Annotated in this window: 12 protein-coding genes; 7 read left to right on the plus strand and 5 right to left on the minus strand. The window is 69.7% G+C overall.

Annotated features, from left to right (window positions below):
- The first annotated feature begins 130 nt into the window (after positions 1-130).
- On the plus strand, positions 131-628 hold the full coding sequence (locus tag NK718_RS14510; protein ID WP_254743644.1) for a GNAT family N-acetyltransferase: 498 nt from the start codon (positions 131-133) through the stop codon (positions 626-628).
- Positions 629-682: 54 nt separating this feature from the next.
- Here NK718_RS14510 and NK718_RS14515 read toward each other — a convergent pair whose 3' ends face one another.
- A complete protein-coding gene (locus NK718_RS14515) occupies positions 683-2,203 on the minus strand; it encodes a bifunctional metallophosphatase/5'-nucleotidase (protein WP_254743646.1) in 1,521 nt (506 codons plus the stop codon).
- 178 nt (positions 2,204-2,381) lie between these two features.
- Between NK718_RS14515 and hemH the strand changes: the two genes are divergently transcribed.
- From hemH to NK718_RS14530, 3 genes are all read left to right on the plus strand, one after another.
- Positions 2,382-3,461: a ferrochelatase gene (hemH, locus tag NK718_RS14520; RefSeq protein ID WP_254743648.1), complete on the plus strand. Its 1,080-nt coding sequence runs from the start codon at positions 2,382-2,384 to the stop codon at positions 3,459-3,461.
- Between the two features lie 107 nt (positions 3,462-3,568).
- On the plus strand, positions 3,569-4,531 hold the full coding sequence (locus NK718_RS14525) for an SPFH domain-containing protein (RefSeq protein ID WP_254743809.1): 963 nt from the start codon (positions 3,569-3,571) through the stop codon (positions 4,529-4,531).
- A gap of 6 nt (positions 4,532-4,537) precedes the next feature.
- Positions 4,538-4,984: an NfeD family protein gene (locus NK718_RS14530; RefSeq protein WP_254743650.1), complete on the plus strand. Its 447-nt coding sequence runs from the start codon at positions 4,538-4,540 to the stop codon at positions 4,982-4,984.
- A gap of 4 nt (positions 4,985-4,988) precedes the next feature.
- On the opposite strand, the gene NK718_RS14535 is transcribed toward NK718_RS14530, so the two are convergent.
- Both NK718_RS14535 and NK718_RS14540 read right to left on the minus strand, forming a co-directional pair.
- Entirely contained in the window at positions 4,989-5,981 is a 993-nt protein-coding gene (locus NK718_RS14535; protein ID WP_254743652.1) for a KpsF/GutQ family sugar-phosphate isomerase, read from the minus strand.
- Between the two features lie 54 nt (positions 5,982-6,035).
- Complete coding sequence (locus NK718_RS14540) at positions 6,036-6,911, minus strand: UTP--glucose-1-phosphate uridylyltransferase (RefSeq protein ID WP_254743654.1); 876 nt, start codon at positions 6,909-6,911, stop codon at positions 6,036-6,038.
- A gap of 231 nt (positions 6,912-7,142) precedes the next feature.
- Between NK718_RS14540 and galE the strand changes: the two genes are divergently transcribed.
- The 3 genes from galE to NK718_RS14555 all read left to right on the plus strand — a co-directional run bounded on the left by galE (position 7,143) and on the right by NK718_RS14555 (position 11,137).
- Complete coding sequence (galE, locus tag NK718_RS14545) at positions 7,143-8,132, plus strand: UDP-glucose 4-epimerase GalE (protein WP_254743656.1); 990 nt, start codon at positions 7,143-7,145, stop codon at positions 8,130-8,132.
- 90 nt (positions 8,133-8,222) lie between these two features.
- Positions 8,223-9,800 (plus strand): lytic murein transglycosylase, encoded by a 1,578-nt coding sequence (locus tag NK718_RS14550; RefSeq protein WP_254743658.1) that lies wholly within the window; start codon positions 8,223-8,225, stop codon positions 9,798-9,800.
- A gap of 86 nt (positions 9,801-9,886) precedes the next feature.
- On the plus strand, positions 9,887-11,137 hold the full coding sequence (locus NK718_RS14555) for an SGNH/GDSL hydrolase family protein (RefSeq protein WP_254743660.1): 1,251 nt from the start codon (positions 9,887-9,889) through the stop codon (positions 11,135-11,137).
- A 10-nt stretch (positions 11,138-11,147) separates the two neighbouring features.
- Here the strand turns inward: NK718_RS14555 and NK718_RS14560 are convergent, their stop codons facing one another.
- Positions 11,148-12,566, minus strand: a complete 1,419-nt coding sequence (locus NK718_RS14560; protein ID WP_254743662.1) for a glutamate synthase subunit beta — start codon at positions 12,564-12,566, stop codon at positions 11,148-11,150.
- A 4-nt stretch (positions 12,567-12,570) separates the two neighbouring features.
- On the minus strand, positions 12,571-17,220 hold the full coding sequence (gene gltB, locus NK718_RS14565; RefSeq protein ID WP_254743664.1) for a glutamate synthase large subunit: 4,650 nt from the start codon (positions 17,218-17,220) through the stop codon (positions 12,571-12,573).
- Between the last annotated feature and the right edge of the window lie 326 nt (positions 17,221-17,546).

Raw genomic sequence — 17,546 nt, forward strand, 5'->3', positions numbered from 1 at the left:
CGCGCCCGCGTTCAAACGCGAGCGACGATTCGCAGGACGCCATGCAAGCCGCCCATCGCCGTCGCCCATTGCGCTGTCTTTCCCCGGACCGCACCGCCGCTCCCGTTCTCCCGGGGCCGTCGTCACGCCGATGATGGCGTGGCGCGGCATGGAGGCGCGCGACCTCGACGCGGTGCTCGCGGTGGCGCGGATCGTCCATCCGTCCCTGCCGGAGCGCCGCGAGGTCTTCGCGGAGCGCTTGGCGCTGTTTCCGGACGGGTGCCGCGTGCTGGAGGGGCCGGGCGGCCTCGCCGGCTATCTCGTCTCGCATCCCTGGCGCGCCCGCCAGGCGCCCAAGCTCGACACGCTTCTCGGCGCGCTGCCGCCGGTCGAGGGGACGCGATACATTCACGACCTCGCCATCGCGCCGGAGGCGCGCGGCCAGGGCGCGGGCGAGCGGGCGGTCGCCGACGTCGTCGCCGACGCGACGCGTCGCGGCGCGCCGAGCCTATCGTTGGTGTCGGTCTACGGGTCCGCGCCGTTCTGGCGTCGCCACGGCTTCGCCCCGGCCGACGCGCCGTCCCTCGCGAGCATGCTCGCGTCCTATGGCGCGGACGCGGTGTTCATGGAGCGCGCGTTGCGGCCGTAGCCGCGTCGGCGCGAGGAGACGCCGGCGCGGGCCGGCGTCTCCCGTCGTCCCGGCTTACTTGAGGACGATGCGGCCTTCCTGCTTGACCTGGATCGTGCCCAGCTTGCGGGCGTAGACCATGACGTCGTTGGCCATCAGCGAGCCGCCGCTGTCGACGGTCGCGGCGACCTTGCCCGCCAGGCTCGTGTAGCCGTCGCCGCCGCGCAGCATGAAGTCGTTGGTGGCCACCTTGTAGGTCTTGGCCTCGTCGAGCGGCGCGCCGTTGACCTTGACCGACAGGACGCGCTTGCCGACCGGTTGCTTCGGGTCGACCTCGACCGTCAGTCCGGACACCTGCGGGAAGCGGCCCGCGCGGTTCTCGAACTGGCTGACGCCGTTCTCCAGCGCCGCCTTGAGCGCCGCCCCGGTGATGTCGGTCGTCGCGGTGCGGTTGCCGAACGGCAGTTCGGTGAGGATGTCGCGGCGCGACAGGGTCGCGCCAGCCGCGTACTGCTTGTTGCCCCGGATGCCGCCGCCATTGGTGATGGCGACGTCCGCGCCGGTGGCGTTCTTCAGCGCGTCGGCGATGAGGTTGCCGATGGCGGTCTCCTGCGAGCGCACCGAGGCGGTGCGGCTGTCGAGGTCGACGGCGAGCGTGCCCACCGGGACGTCGAGTTCCTTGGAGAGCTGCGCCTCGTAGCCCTTCACCTTGGCGAGCACGTCCGGGTCGGGCGTCGCGGTGGCGGTGTCGATGATGCGGAATTCGGGCCGCCAGGTCAGGGTGCGCTTGGCCCCGTCGACCTTGAGGTCCATCGCCACGTCGATGGCCGTGACGTACTGCGCGTCCTCGCCCGACTCGGCCATCGCGATCTTGCCGTCATAGACGACGCGCAAATCGTGGTCGTGGCCGGTGAGGATGAGGTCGACGCCCTTGGCGTCGAAGAGCTGCAGGTCGGTCGACCGGTCGGCATGCACCAGCGCCACGATGAAGTCCGCGCCGGCGTCGCGCAGCGCCTTGGCCTGCGCCTTCACGGTGTCCGTGACGGAGGAGAATTTCAGCGTGCCGGGGCTGGAGATCTGCGGCGTGCTTTCCAGCGCCGCGCCGACGATGCCGATGCGCACGCCGCCGCGCTCCAGCACGATCGTGTCCTTCAGCCCGGGCACCGCGCTGCCGTCCGCCTGGCGAACGTTGGCCGCCAGCCAGGGGAATTTGGATTCGCCCATCCGCTTCAGGAACACCTCCTGCCCGAAATCCCATTCGTGGTTGCCGGGCACCAGCGCGTCGGGCGGCACGGTGTTGAACAGGTCGACCATATGCGCGCCCTGGTCGAAGCCCGCCATCAGGCTCGGCGAGAGCGTGTCGCCGCCATGCGCGAACACGACGTTGGGGTTCTTCGCCCGCTCGGCCTTGACGATCGCGGCGAGGCGCGGAATGCCGCCGCGGCCCTTCTCCTCGTTCATCAGGTAGATGTCGTTGGTGAGGACGAACGTGACCTTCACCGCGCCTTGCGCCGACGCGCCCGTGCTCGCCAGCACCGCGAGGGAAGCGCCCGCGAGCCCGAGCCTGAGCGTGTCGCGACGAGAGAATGTGCCCATGAAAGAACTCCCACTAATCCTGGCGAACGGAAACCGCGTATGCGGCTAGGATGAAGCCTGAATGACGGGGAGACAAGCGGCCAGGCTCACGGCTGCGGACGCATCCCCTTGGACTTCGGCGAGAAACCGCCTACCTAGGCGCAAATCACCCGGGCGCTGTACACGAGGCCACCGAGACATGACCGCGATTCCCCGCGCCGATGCGACCTTCCGCGCCGTCGGCCCCCTGCCGGAGGGACACCCCGCCGTCAAGCCGCGTCGCGTCGGCGTGCTGCTGCTCAACCTCGGGACGCCCGACGGCACCGACTACTGGTCGATGCGGCGCTATCTCAAGGAGTTCCTGTCCGACCGCCGCGTCATCGAGACGCCGCGCTGGCTGTGGTGGCCGATCCTCAACCTCATCATCCTCACCGTGCGGCCCGGGCCCAAGGGAAAGGACTACGAGAAGATCTGGAACACGGAGCGCGACGAGGGCCCTCTCAAGACCATCACGCGCTCGCAGGCCGAGCAACTGGCGGGCCGGCTGGCCGGTCTCGGCGGCGACATCGTCGTCGATTGGGCGATGCGCTACGGCAACCCGAGCACGCAGTCGCGCATCCAGGCGCTGATGGACCAGGGCTGCGACCGCATTCTGCTGGTTCCGCTCTACCCGCAGTACAGCGCCGCGACGACGGCGACGGCGGCGGACAAGGCTTTCGAGGCGCTCGCCGGCATGCGCTGGCAGCCGGCGGTGCGGGTCGCCCCGCCGTGGCATGACGACCCCGCCTATATCGGCGCGCTCGCCAGCACGGTGCGGGCCAAGCTGGCGACGCTGGACTTCGAGCCGGACATGCTCGTCGCCTCGTTCCACGGCGTCCCGCGCGACTACCTGCTGCAGGGCGACCCCTACCATTGCCAGTGCCAGAAGACCGGCCGGCTGCTGCGTGAAACACTGGGCTGGGACAAGGATCGTTTCATGGTCTGCTTCCAGTCGCGCTTCGGCAACGCCGAGTGGCTGAAGCCCTATCTGATCGACACGATGGGCGAACTGCCCGGCCGGGGCGTGAAGAAGGTGCTCGTGATCGCGCCAGGCTTCACCGCCGACTGCCTCGAGACGCTCGAGGAAATCGAGGGCGAGAACATGGAGCACTTCATGCACCACGGCGGCGAGAAATTCGCCTACGTGCCTTGCCTGAACGATTCGCCGGAGGGGCTGGACGTCATTCAGGCCGTGGTCGAGCGCGAACTGATGGGCTGGGCCGGACCCGCCGCGCGCTGACGCAGGCGAGCCGGCGGGCTGAGCTCTCCACGCCACCGCTCTTGCTTCGCTTCCGTCGCTGGACAATCATCGAAAGACGATCTGGCGGCGCGGGGGCTTGCATGGCTGTGTCGGGTTTCACGATCTTCGTGATCGTGCTGGTTCTGTTCGTGATCGTCACCCTGATCGCGGGCGTCAAGACTGTGCCGCAGGGCTACAATTATACGATTGAGCGCTTCGGCCGCTATTCGCGCACCTTGCAGCCGGGCTTGGGGCTGATCATCCCCTATCTCGAAACGGTCGGCTCGCGCGTCAATACGATGGAGCAGGTGCTCGATGTGCCGAGCCAGGAGGTCATCACGCGCGACAACGCGACGGTGATGGTCGACGGCGTCGCCTTCTACACCATCCTCGACGCGGCGCACGCCTCCTACGAGGTCTCCAACCTGCAGCAGGCGATCCTGACCCTGACCATGACCAATATCCGCACGGTCATGGGCTCGATGGACCTCGACCAGTTGCTCTCGCATCGCGACGAGATCAACGACCGCCTGCTCAAGGTGGTCGACGCGGCCGCCTCGCCGTGGGGCGTGAAGATCAACCGCATCGAGATCAAGGACATCGTGCCGCCCAAGGACCTGGTCGAATCGATGGCGCGCCAGATGAAGGCCGAGCGCGAGAAGCGCGCGGCCGTGCTGGAGGCCGAGGGCCAGCGGCAGGCGGAGATCCTGCGCGCCGAGGGCCACAAGGCGTCGCAGATCCTGGAGGCCGAGGGTCGCCGCGAGGCGGCGTTCCGCGACGCGGAGGCGCGCGAGCGCTCGGCGGAAGCGGAAGCCAAGGCCACGCTGGTGGTGAGCGAGGCCATCGCGCGCGGCGACATGGGCGCCATCAACTATTTCGTCGCGCAGCAATATGTGAAGGCGCTGCAGGCCATGGCCTCCGCGCCCAACCAGAAGGTGCTGATCATGCCGGTCGAAACCGGCGCGTTCATCGGGTCGCTGGCGGGCGTCGCGGAGATCGCGAAGTCGGCCTTCGAGAACGCCCCGGCGGCGCGCGGCTCGGTGCCGCCGGCCGGCCCGGCGCGGGGCTAGGCCGCCATGACGCTCGCGGACATCGTCGCGCTGGGGCCGTGGGCCTGGTTCATCGCCGGCCTGCTGTTGATGGCGCTGGAGATATTGGCGCCCGGCGCCTTCATGCTCTGGCTTGGCCTCGCCGCCGTCGCCACCGGGCTGGTGGCCTCCGTCGTCGACATGAGCTGGCAGATCACAGTGCTGGTGTTCGCGGCCCTGTCGCTCGCCTCCGTGCTCGTCGGGCGCCGGATCCTGCGCGAGCGTCGCCCGCGGACGGGGGAAACCGCGCTCAACAACCGCAGCGCCAAGATCGTCGGCCGCACCTTCGTGCTGGACGCGCCGATCGAGCAGGGGCGGGGGCGGGTGAAGGTCGACGACACGGTCTGGCGCGTCGAGGGTCCCGACCTGCCGCAAGGCGCGCGCATCCGCGTCACCGGCGTCGACGGAACGCTGCTGAAGGTGGCGGAGGCCTGAGTCGTCAGGCCGCGCCGGCGCGCAGCAGGTCGAGCACGTGCAGGATGCCGACGGGCCGCCCGGCCTCGACGACCGGGAGCGCGCCGATCTTGCGGCTTTCGACCATCTCCAGCGCCTCGGCGACCAGCGTCTCCGGCGGGATCGCCTTGGGATTTTGAGTCATCACCGCCTCGACAGGCCGCGACAGCAGGTCGGACGCCATGTGCCGGCGCAGGTCGCCGTCGGTGACGATGCCGACGAGCGCCCCCTGCGCGTCGACGACGAGCACGCAGCCGAAGCCCTTGGCGCTGATGGTGACGACGGCGTCCGCCATGCGCGCGCCGAGCGCGACGACGGGAAGCCGCTCGCCGGTGTGCATGACGCTGCGCACCTGCTTCAACTGCGCGCCGAGCTTGCCGCCGGGGTGGTAGAGCCGGAAATCCTGGCTGGTGAAGCCGCGGTTCTCCAGCAGCGCCACCGCCAGCGCGTCGCCCAGCGCCATCTGCATGGTGGTCGACGTGGTGGGAGCGAGGCCGTTGGGACATGCCTCCCGCGCCTTGGGCAGGCAGAGGCAGACGTCCGCCTCGCGGCCGAGCGCGCTGTCCCGGTTGGAGGTGATGCCGATCAGCGCCACGCGGAAGCGGCGCGAATAGGCCACGATGTCCGACAGTTCCGACGTTTCGCCCGACCACGACAAAGCGAGGATGACGTCGTCGTTGCGGATCATGCCGAGGTCGCCGTGGCTCGCCTCGGCGGGATGCACGAAGGAGGCGGGCGTTCCGGTCGAGGCCAGGGTAGCCGTGATCTTGCGGCCGACATGGCCGGACTTGCCCATGCCGGTGACGATGACCCGGCCGGAGGCGGCGGCGATCAGCTCGACCGCGCGGGCGAAGTCGTCCCCCAGCGCGCCGGCCAGCGCGTCCCGCAGCGTGGCGATGCCCGCCCCTTCCGCTTCCAGCGTCCGCAGGGCGGACTCGACGGAGGGGCGGGCGGAGGGAACGGATACGGCGTGCGGCATGGGGGCGGGCTTATCACGCGCCGCGCCCTCGCGAAACCCCGCCGCTTCCGCCGCTCAGGCGCGCCGCAGCTTGTCGAGCTCCAGCCGGAAGGCGGGGCCGATGTCCTCGCGCGCCATGGCGTAGGCCACGTTGGCCATCAGGAACCCGAGCTTGGACCCGGTGTCGTAGATCCGGCCCTCGAAGGTGTGGGCGAAGAAATCCTGCGTCTTCGACAGCGCGATCATGGCGTCGGTGAGCTGGATTTCGCCGCCGGCCCCGCGCTCCTGCGTCTCCAGGATGTCGAAGATTTCCGGGCCGAGGATGTAGCGGCCCGAAATGGCGAGGTTCGAGGGCGCGCTGCCGCGCGCCGGCTTCTCGACCATGGCGGTGATGCGCTGCGCCCCGCCGACGCCGCTCTCGACGCCGACGATGCCGTACTGGTGCGTCTCGCTGTCGGGCACCTCGTACACGGCGACGATGTTGCCGCCGTGGCGGGCGTGGTCGTCGATCATGCCGGCGAGGCAGGGCGTCGCGCCGAGGTGCAGCATGTCGGGCAGCAGCAGCGCGAAAGGCTCGTCGCCGATGATGTCGCGGGCGCACCAGACGGCGTGGCCGAGCCCGAGCGGCGCCTGCTGGCGGGTGAAGCTGGTGCATCCCGCGCCCGGCAGATCGCGCTTGAGCGCCTCCAGCTCCTTCGTCTTGCCGCGCTCGGCCAGCGTGCGGTCGAGCTCGAAATTGATGTCGAAATGGTCTTCGATCACCGCCTTGCCGCGGCCGGTGACGAAGACGAAGTGCTCGATGCCGGCGGCGCGCGCCTCGTCGACCGTATGCTGGATCACGGGGCGGTCCACCACCGTCAGCATTTCCTTCGGGATCGCCTTCGTGGCCGGAAGGAAGCGGGTGCCGAGGCCGGCGACGGGGAACACGGCTTTGCGGATGCGCTTTGTCATGGTCGAAGATCGGCTCGATGTTGGTGTCACGCGAGGGCGAGGATTGCCCTACGCGACGGGCGGGATTGAGGCAGGCGAGGGGATCCGGGCGAAACTGCGCGAGGATTGGTTAACATTCATGGCACGAACATGCGCCATGACTGCGGCAGAACACGTGAGAGAACGCATGAAACCTTCATGGGTTCTGCCTCGTTGGCGGACGGCTTTCAGGAGCGGAAGATCGGAACAGGCATGACGGTACTCGTGACGGGCGGCGCGGGCTATATCGGTTCGCATATGGTTCTCGACCTCGTCGACCGGGGCGAAGACGTCGTGGTTCTCGACAATCTGAGCACCGGCTTCGCCGCCGCCGTGCCGGACGGCGTGCCGCTCGTCAAGGGCGACATGGGCGACATGGCGCTGGTGCGCGAGACCATCGCGCGCCACCGGGTCGACGCCATCGCGCATTTCGCCGCCAGGATCGTGGTGCCCGAGTCGGTGGCCGATCCGCTCGGCTACTACCTGAACAACACCTCGAAGTCGCGCTCGCTGATCCAGGCGGCGGTGGACGCCGGCATCCGCGACTTCATCTTTTCGTCGACGGCCGCCGTGTACGGGAACCCGGCGACGAACCCCGTGACCGAGGAGACGCCGCCCAACCCGGTGTCGCCCTACGGACGGTCCAAGCTGATGACCGAGTGGATGCTGGAGGACACCGCCCGCGCCACCGGGCTGCGCTACGCCATCCTGCGCTACTTCAACGTCGCCGGAGCCGATCCGCGCGGACGGGCGGGCCAGTCCACCCCGCAGGCCACGCACCTCATCAAGGTCGCCTGCCAGGCGGCGCTCGGCCGGCGCGACGGCATGGACGTGTTCGGCACGGATTTCCCGACGCCGGACGGCTCCTGCCTGCGCGACTACATCCACGTCAGCGACCTCGCGCGCGCCCACCTGCTGGCCCTCGACCACCTGCGCGAAGGCGGCGAGAACCTGCTGCTCAACTGCGCCTACGGCAAGGGCTACTCGGTCCTGGACGTGGTGGAGACGGTCAAGCGCGTCTCCGGCAAGGACTTCCAGGTGCGGCGGGGCCCGCGTCGCGCGGGCGATCCGGCGGCCATCGTCGCCACCGGTGAGAAGATCCGGCGGACGCTCGGCTGGCGGCCGGCGCATGAGAACCTGGAGGAGATCGTCCGGCACGCGCTGGCGTGGGAGAGCCGGCTCGGCGAGCCCGCGGTCGCGTGACGCCCCCCGTCGCTTAAGAAATCCCCAACCATAAGTGCTATAAGGCTTCCACGGTCAGCGGCGCGCGCGCCGCCTGGGCTGGGAGCCGTCATGGAATCGCGTTTCGCACGGACCTTGCGTTCGGGAGCCGCCATCGCCGTCGTGGCGGGGCTGTGCGCGGGATCGCCCGCCCGCGCGGCGTCCGAGAGCGCCACGACGCCGCAGTCCAAGTCCCAGCCCCACAAGGCGTCGCCCGCCCATGCCTCGACCGGCAAGGCCGAGACGGCGAAGAAGGCGGTCAAGACCGAGGCCGCCGGGACGCCGGCGAAAGGCGAGGCGGCCAAGAAGCCGGCCAAGGCGCCGACGGCCAAGACCGCAACTGACAAACCGACGGCTGGCAAGACGGCGGCGGCCAAGAGCGAGCCGGCCAAGAAGGTCACGGCCAAGAAGGTCACGGAGAAGAGCGGGCCAGCCAAGCCGCCCGCCAAGCCCGGCCGCGGGCCGCTCACCACCGCCTCCATCTCGCCCGCCATGAACGCCCGCGCGGCAACGGCGCTCCCGGCCGAGGAAGCGCAGCGGGGGTCCTTCCGCGCCTTCGTCGAGGGCGTGTGGCCGGCCGCGCAGGCGCGCGGCGTGTCGCGCGACACCTTCGATCTCGCCTTCGCCGGCGTGGCGCCCGATCCCAAGATCGCCGAGCTGACGCACCGCCAGTCCGAGTTCGTGAAGCCGATCTGGGAGTACCTGAACGGCGCGGTCACCTCCGCCCGGGTGGCTCGCGGACAGGACGTCGCGCGCGAGTACGCGGCGACGCTGGACGCCGTCGAGCGCCGCTACGGCGTCGACCGGGCCGCCGTGCTCGGCATCTGGGGCATGGAGACGAATTTCGGCACGTTCACCGGCGGCAAGGACGTGATCCGCTCGCTGGCCACGCTCGCCCATCTCAACTATCGCGGCGACTTCTTCCGCAACGAGCTGGTGACGGCGCTGGTCATCCTGCAGCAGGGCCACGTCGCGCGCGAGGACATGAAAGGCTCCTGGGCCGGCGCGATGGGCCAGACGCAATTCATGCCGTCCAGCTTCATGAGCTACGCCGTCGACGGCGATGGCGACGGGCGCAAGGACATCTGGTCCTCCGTGCCTGACGCGCTCGCCTCCACCGCCAACTATCTCCGCCAGAAGGGCTGGACGCCCGGCCTGCCCTGGGCCGTCGAGGTCGCCCTGCCGGCGAACTTCGACTGGCGCACGCGCGCCGGTTCGTTCTCGACATGGGCCTCGCTCGGCGTCCGCCGGGCGGACGGCGAGGCGATGCCGCGCGGCGGCGAGGCGACGCTGTTCCTGCCGGCGGGAGCGTCCGGCCCGGCCTTCCTCGTCACGTCCAACTTCAACGTCATCAAGAGCTACAATAGCTCCGACGCCTATGCGATGGGCGTCGGCCACCTCGGGGACCGCATCTACGGCGGCGCCTCGATCCAGGCGGCGTGGCCCGTCAACCAGCGCCAGCTCGACCGCGAGCAGCGGGTCGACCTGCAGCGCCACCTGGCGCGGCTCGGCTACGATCTCGGCGAGCCGGACGGCAAGCTGGGCTCGAAGACGCGCGAGGCGGTGCGCGACTACCAGGAACGGCGCGGACTGGTGCCCGACGGCCATCCGACCTTGGCGCTGCTGGAGAGCCTGCGCGGCGGCCGCTGACGTTTCGCCACGATCGGGGCTAGACTGCTCGCCCTGAACCTTGCCGCGCCGGCTCCGCCGGCGGAAGCTTTCGAGGCGGCCGAACCATGAACCTCTTCCGGCTGGCGCGATTCGCGGTGCTGGCGCTCCTGCTCGTCGCGGCGGGAAGCGCCCGGCTGGCCGCGCAGCAGCCGCCGCGCCCGCCGGCCAACGTCTATCCGCAGCGCGAGGCCGCGCCCGAATTCCGCAACCCCATCTCGGACCTGCTGCGGCTGTTCTCGCCGGCCCCGCCGCCTCCTCCCGTGGCGGCGCCCAGGCCGGCGCCGCGGCGCGCCGCTCCGCCCGTCGTCGTCACCGACACGCCGTCTCCGCCCAAGGTCGACGCCAGCGTCTTCATCGTCGTGATGGGCGATACGCTGGGCGAACTGCTGGCCAACGGCCTCGCCGAGGCGTTCGACACCAATCCCGACGTCGAGGTCGTCCGGCGCACGCGCAACAATAGCGGGCTGGTGCGCGAGGACTTCTACGACTGGCGCAAGGCGGCGCGCGAGATCGCCTCCGGGGACAAGATCACCCAGGCGGTGATGATGGTCGGCTCGAACGACCGCCAGGCCATCCGCATGCCTGGGGGCGTGACGCTGGACGTGCTGAGCGAACCGTGGCGCGAGGCCTACGGGGCGCGGGTGGAGGAGATCGCGCGCGCCTTCACCGAGCGCAACATCCCGCTCTTCTGGGTCGGCCTGCCGATCATGCAGAACGCGCGCATGTCCGCCGACATGCTGGCCATCAACGACATCGCGCGCGCCCGCGTGCAGAAGGCCGGCGGCGTCTTCGTCGACATCTGGGAGGCGTTCGCGGATTCGGAGAACCGCTACACGGTCTCCGGCCCGGCGCTGACCGGCGAGACGGTGCGCCTGCGCGCCGGCGACGGCGTCCACTTCACGCGGCTGGGAGCCCGCAAGGCGGCGCACTTCGTCGAAACCCAGATCCGCAGCCTGCTCGAGAACCGCCCGCCGGCCCCGGTCATCGCCGTGCCATCGCCCGAGACGAGTGAGCCGTCGCCCGACGCGGCGCTGGAGCCGGGCGGCATCGAGCGCCTGATCGACGAGGCGGCGCGGCGAGGCCTCGAAGGCCTGCCGCCGCTCCCCATCGCGATCCCGGTGAAGCCGGTCGCCGGGCCCATCCTGCCGCTGAACCAGCCGGAAAGCGCGCCCGGCGCGCGCCTGCTGACGGGCGGCGTGGCGCGCGGGGCGTCGGAGGCCGGCCGCCTGGCCGACCAGGTGCTCGCGCAGGGCCGCACGCCCGAGGCCAAGCCCGGGCGAGCGGACGATTTCCGCTGGCCGCCGCCGGAGCCCTGAGGCCGCGCCGTCAGCGCGGAAGCGTCGTCGCGCCCATCAGGAACAGGTCGATCTCGCGCGCGGCCTGCCGGCCTTCGCGGATCGCCCAGACGACGAGCGACTGGCCGCGGCGCATGTCGCCGGCGGCGAACACCTTGTCGACGCTCGACTTGTAGTTGCGCGGGTCGGCCGCCACGTTGCCGCGAGCGTCCAGCTTCGTGCCGAGTTCGGCCAGCGCGCCCTCGGCCACCGGCGACACGAAGCCCATGGCCAGCAGCACGAGGTCGGCCGGGATCTCGAACTCCGTGCCGGGGATCGGCTTGAAGTTCTCGTCGACGCGCACGCAGTTCAGCGCCTTCACGGCCCCGTCCTCGCCGGAGAACGACACGGTGTTGACGGCGAAGTCGCGTTCCGCGCCTTCCTCCTGCGAGGAGGAGGTGCGTAGCTTCATCGGCCAGTTCGGCCAGGTGAGGAGCTTGTTCTCCTTCTCCGGCGGCTTGGCCATGATCTCGATCTGCGTAACCGAGAGCGCGCCCTGGCGGATCGAGGTGCCGATGCAGTCGGACCCGGTGTCGCCGCCGCCGATCACCACGACGTGTTTGCCGTTGGCGAGGATCGGCGCGTTGGACCTCAGCGGCTCGTGCCCGACGCGGCGGTTCTGCTGCGGCAGGAAATCCATCGCGAAGTGGATGCCGGCGAGGTCGCGGCCCGGAACGGGCAGGTCGCGCGGCTTCTCCGCGCCGCCGGCCAGCAGAACCGCGTCGTACTCGTCGGCGATGGCGCTGACGGGCCGGTCCACGCCGACATGGACGTTGCAATGGAAGGTGACGCCTTCCGCCTCCATCTGCCGGACGCGCCGGTCGATGAGGTGCTTCTCCAGCTTGAAGTCCGGGATGCCGTAGCGCAGCAGGCCGCCAGGCTTGGCGTTCTTCTCGAACACGTGCACGTCGTGGCCGGCGCGGGCGAGCTGCTGGGCGGCGGCGAGGCCGGCCGGGCCGGAACCCATCACGGCGACCCGCTTGCCGGACTTCACTGCCGGAACCTCCGGCGCGATCCAGCCTTCCTCCCACGCGCGGTCGACGATGGCGCATTCGATCGTCTTGATGGTCACCGGGCTGTCGGTGAGGTTCAGCGTGCACGACGCCTCGCACGGGGCGGGGCAGATGCGGCCGGTGAACTCGGGGAAGTTGTTCGTCGAGTGGAGGTTGCGCGAGGCTTCCTTCCAGTCGGCGTGGTAGACGAGGTCGTTCCAGTCCGGGATCTGGTTGTTCACCGGGCAGCCGTTGTGACAGTACGGAATGCCGCAGTTCATGCAGCGCGCCGCCTGGTCCCGGGTAGCCTCCTCGGAGAGCGGGATCACGAATTCCTTGAAATGGCGGATGCGGTCCGCGGCCGGCGCATAGCGCCGGTCGCGGCGGTCGATTTCCAAAAAGCCGGTGACCTTGCCCATCGGATTACTCTCCAGCCACGGCCATCGGCCGGTTCTCGTTTTCCGCCATCAGCTCCTCCAGCGCGCGCCGGTACTCGACCGGCATCACCTTGCGGAACTTGGTCCTGTAGACGTCCCAGTCCGCCAGGATCGCGCGGGCGCGGGCGGAACCGGTGTAGCGCGCGTGGTCCTCGATTAGCTGGCGCAGGCGCTCCGCGTCGAAGCGGGTCATGTCCTTCATCACGTCGACGCGTCCGTGGGTCGTCAGGTCGCCGCCCTGGTGGTGCAGGCGCTCGTTGAGCGTCTCCTCCTCCAGCACCGGCTCCAGCTCCACCATCGACATGTTGCAGCGCTCGGCGAAGTCGCCGTCCTCGTCCAGCACGTAGGCGATGCCGCCCGACATGCCGGCCGCGAAGTTGCGGCCAGTCCTGCCGAGCACCACCACGATGCCGCCGGTCATGTACTCGCAGCCATGGTCGCCGGTGCCTTCCACCACGGCGATCGCGCCGGAGTTGCGCACCGCGAAGCGCTCGCCGGCGACGCCGCTGAAGTAGCATTCGCCGAGAATGGCTCCGTACATCACCGTGTTGCCGACGATGATCGACTCGTGCGGCACGATGCGCGTGGCGTCCTTGGGCGGGTAGACGATGATGCGGCCGCCGGACAGGCCCTTGCCGACATAGTCGTTGGCCTCGCCCTCGAGCTCGAGGGTGACGCCGCGCGCCAGCCACGCGCCGAAGCTCTGGCCCGCAGTGCCCTTCAGCGACACGTGGATGGTGTCGTCCTTCAGGCCCTTGTGGCCGTAGCGCTTGGCGACCTCGCCGGAGAGCATCGCGCCGGTAGCCCGGTTGACGCTCTTGATCGGCGACTCGATCCGCACCGGGGTGCGCGCCTCCAGCGCGGGGGCCGCCTTCTCGATCAGCTTGCGGTCGAGAATCGCGCCGAGATTGTGGTCCTGGCTCTGGTTGTGGAAGATCTGCGCCGGCGCGGCCTCCGGCTTCACGAACAGCCGCGAGAAGTCCAGGCCCTTCGCCTTCCAATGGCCGATCGCCTCCTCGCGGTCGAGCATCTGCATCTGGCCGATCATCTCGTCCATGGTGCGGAAGCCGAGGCGCGCCATCTCCTCGCGCACCTCCTCGGCGACGAAGAAGAAGTAGTTGATGACGTGCTCGGGCTGGCCGACGAAGCGCTTGCGCAGCACCGGGTCCTGCGTCGCCACGCCCACCGGGCAGGTGTTGAGGTGGCACTTGCGCATCATGATGCAGCCCGCCGCGATCAGCGGCGCGGTGGCGAAGCCGAACTCGTCGGCGCCGAGCAGCGCGCCGACCACGACGTCGCGGCCGGTGCGCAGGCCGCCGTCGACCTGCACGGCGATGCGCGAGCGAAGGCCGTTGCGCACCAGGGTCTGGTGGGTTTCGGCCAGGCCGATCTCCCACGGCGAGCCGGCGTGCTTGATCGAGGTGAGCGGGGACGCGCCCGTGCCGCCCTCGAAGCCGGAAATCGTCACGTGGTCGGCGCGCGCCTTGGACACGCCCGCCGCGACCGTGCCGACGCCGATCTCGGAGACGAGCTTCACCGAAACCGCCGCCGCCGGATTGACGTTCTTGAGGTCGTAGATGAGCTGCGCCAGATCCTCGATCGAGTAGATGTCGTGGTGCGGCGGCGGCGAGATGAGGCCGACGCCCTGGGTCGAGTGGCGCACCTTGGCGATCACCGCGTCGACCTTGTGGCCGGGCAGCTGGCCGCCCTCGCCGGGCTTGGCGCCCTGCGCCATCTTGATCTGCATCATGTCGGAGTTGACGAGGTACTCCGTCGTGACGCCGAAGCGGCCGGAGGCCACCTGCTTGATGGCCGAGCGCATCGAGTCGCCGTTCGCCATCGGGCGGAAGCGGTCGGACTCCTCGCCGCCCTCGCCGGTGTTCGACTTGCCGCCGATCCGGTTCATGGCGATGGCGAGCGTGGTGTGCGCCTCGCGCGAGATCGAGCCGAACGACATCGCCCCCGTGGCGAAGCGCTTGACGATCTCGCTCGCGGGCTCGACGTCCTCGATGGCGACCGGCCTGCGGCCGTCCTCCTCGGCGCTCTTGATGCGGAACAGGCCGCGCAGCGTCAGCAGCTTTTCGCTCTGCCGGTTCAGCAGCTCGGCAAAGGCGCGGTACTTGTCACGGCTGTTGCCGCGCACCGCGTGCTGCAGCAGCGACACCGAGTCCGGCGTCCAGGCATGCGCCTCGCCGCGCATGCGGAAGGCGTACTCGCCGCCGACGTCCAGCGCGCCGCGATAGACCGGGGAGTCGCCGAACGCGTCCTTGTGGCGCGACACGGTCTCCTGGGCGATCTCCGCCAGGCCGACGCCGCCGATGCGCGAGTGCGTGCCGGCGAAATACTTCGCCACGAAGTCGTCGGCCAGCCCAATGGCGTCGAAGATCTGCGCGCCGCAATAGGACTGGTAGGTCGAGATGCCCATCTTGGACATCACCTTGAGGATGCCCTTGCCGACCGACTTGATGAACCGCTTCTCGACCTCGTAGGCGTCCACCTCGCCGGGGAAGTCCTTGGCCATCGCGGCCAGGGTCTCGAAGGCGAGATACGGGTTGATCGCCTCGGCGCCGTAGCCGGCCAGGCAGGCGAAGTGGTGCACCTCGCGCGCCTCGCCGGTCTCCACCACGAGGCCGACCGAGGTGCGCAGGCCCTGGCGGATCAGGTGATGATGGACGGCGGCGGTGGCCAGCAGCGCCGGGATCGGGATGCGGTCGGCCCCGGTCATCCGGTCGGACAGGATGATGATGTTGTAGCGGCCCTTCACCGCCGCCTCGGCGCGGTCGCACAGGCGCTCCAGCGCGCCGCGCATGCCGTCCGCCCCCGACTCGGCGGGGTAGGTGATGTCGAGGGTCTTGGTGTCGAAGGAGTCCTCGAGATGGCCGATGCAGCGGATCTTCTCGAGGTCGCCGTTGGTAAGGATCGGCTGGCGCACCTCCAGCCGCTTGCGGCGCGAGTTGCCCTCGCGGTCGAAGATGTTCGGCCGCGGCCCGATGAACGACACCAGGCTCATGACGAGCTCCTCGCGGATCGGGTCGATCGGCGGGTTCGTCACCTGCGCGAAGTTCTGCTTGAAATAGGTGTAGAGCAGCTTCGACTTGTCCGACATGGCCGAGATCGGCGTGTCGGTGCCCATCGAACCGATGGCCTCCTGCCCGGTGATCGCCATCGGAGACAGCAGGATGCTCAGGTCTTCCTGCGTGTAGCCGAAGGCCTGCTGGCGGTCGAGCAGCGACACGTCGGTGCGCGAGGCGCGCGGCTCGACGGGCTTGAGGTCCTCCAGCACGATCTGCGTACGCTTCAGCCATTCCGCGTAGGGGCTGGCGTTGGACAGGCTCTCCTTGATCTCCTCGTCGGAGACGATGCGGCCTTCCTCAAGGTCGACGAGCAGCATCTTGCCCGGCTGGAGACGCCACTTGGTGACGATCTTCTCCTCGGGAACCGGCAGCACGCCCATTTCGGAGGCCATCACCACGAGCCCGTCGTCGGTGACGAAGTAGCGGGCCGGGCGCAGGCCGTTGCGGTCCAGCGTCGCGCCGATCTGGCGGCCGTCGGTGAAGGCCACGGCTGCCGGGCCGTCCCACGGCTCCATCAGCGCGGCGTGGTATTCGTAGAAGGCGCGGCGCTGCTCGTCCATCAGCGGGTTGCCGGCCCATGCCTCGGGGATCAGCGTCATCATGGCGTGGGCGAGCGAGTAGCCGCCCTGCACCAGGAATTCGAGCGCGTTGTCGAAGCAGGCCGTGTCCGATTGGCCCTCGTAGGAGATCGGCCAGAGCTTCGAGATCTCGGTGCCGAACAGCTCGGAGTCGACCGAGGCCTGCCGCGCCGCCATCCAGTTGACGTTGCCGCGCAGGGTGTTGATCTCGCCGTTGTGGGCGACCATGCGGTAGGGATGGGCCAGCGACCAGGTCGGGAAGGTGTTGGTCGAGAAGCGCTGGTGGACGAGCGCCACCGCCGACTCCAGGCGCGGGTCGCGCAGGTCGGGGAAGTAGTCGCCGAGCTGGGTGGCCAGCAGCATGCCCTTGTAGACGAGCGTGCGCGCCGACAGCGACACCGGGTAGAAGCCCTTGGTCGCCGGGTTGCCGAGATTGTAGATGGTGTTGGAGATGACCTTGCGCAGCAGATAGAGGCGGCGCTCGAAGCCGTCGACGTCGGTGACGCCGGCGCCGCGGCCGATGAAGATCTGCCGGTGGGTCGGCTCTGTCGGCTTCACGGTCTCGCCGAGGCCGGAATTGTCGACCGGCACGTCGCGCCAGCCGAGGAACACCTGGCCTTCGTCGGCCACGACCTTCTCGACGATCGACTCGCACAGGCGGCGGCCCTCGGGGTCGCGCGGCAGGAACAGATGGCCGACCGCGTACTCGCCCGGGGCGGGCAGGGTGAAGCCCAGCCGGGCGCATTCCTCGGAGAGGAAGCGGTGCGGGATCTGGATCAGCATGCCGCAGCCGTCGCCGGCCTTCGGGTCCGCGCCGACCGCGCCGCGGTGGTCGAGGTTGAGCAGGATGCGCAGGCCCATCTCGATGATGTCGTGCGACTTGCCGCGCTTCATGTCGGCGACGAAGCCGACGCCGCAGGAATCCTTGTCGAGCGCCGGGTCGTACAGGCCCGTCGCCTCGGGCAGGCCCGGGTCGCGCGCCATGTCAGCGGCGGAACACGCCTTCCCGTCAATCCCGGGGGTGAAGTCTGCGGTCCCTGTACGCTCGCCCATGGTCGCCTCGTCCGTTGCCCAAGGTTCCGCGTCGCCGCGGTGTACCGTCGCCGGCCTTCCGGCCGGAATTGCTGCGACGCCGCCATGCAAGACGCAAGCCGAATGCGTCCGGCGGGCGGGCCGGGTTCGGAGCCGGTGGGATGTCGAGGGTCGGTCGCGCTCCGTCTTGCGCCCGCTCCCCGCGGGCGCACCGGATTGAACCGGAAATGCGCCCGTCAGGCCGTCGTTTTGCGCGTGGCGCGTTTGCGGATGCGATC

Origin of the sequence: Alsobacter ponti, assembly GCF_024294805.1 — a bacterium.
Lineage (GTDB): Bacteria > Pseudomonadota > Alphaproteobacteria > Rhizobiales > Beijerinckiaceae > Alsobacter > Alsobacter ponti.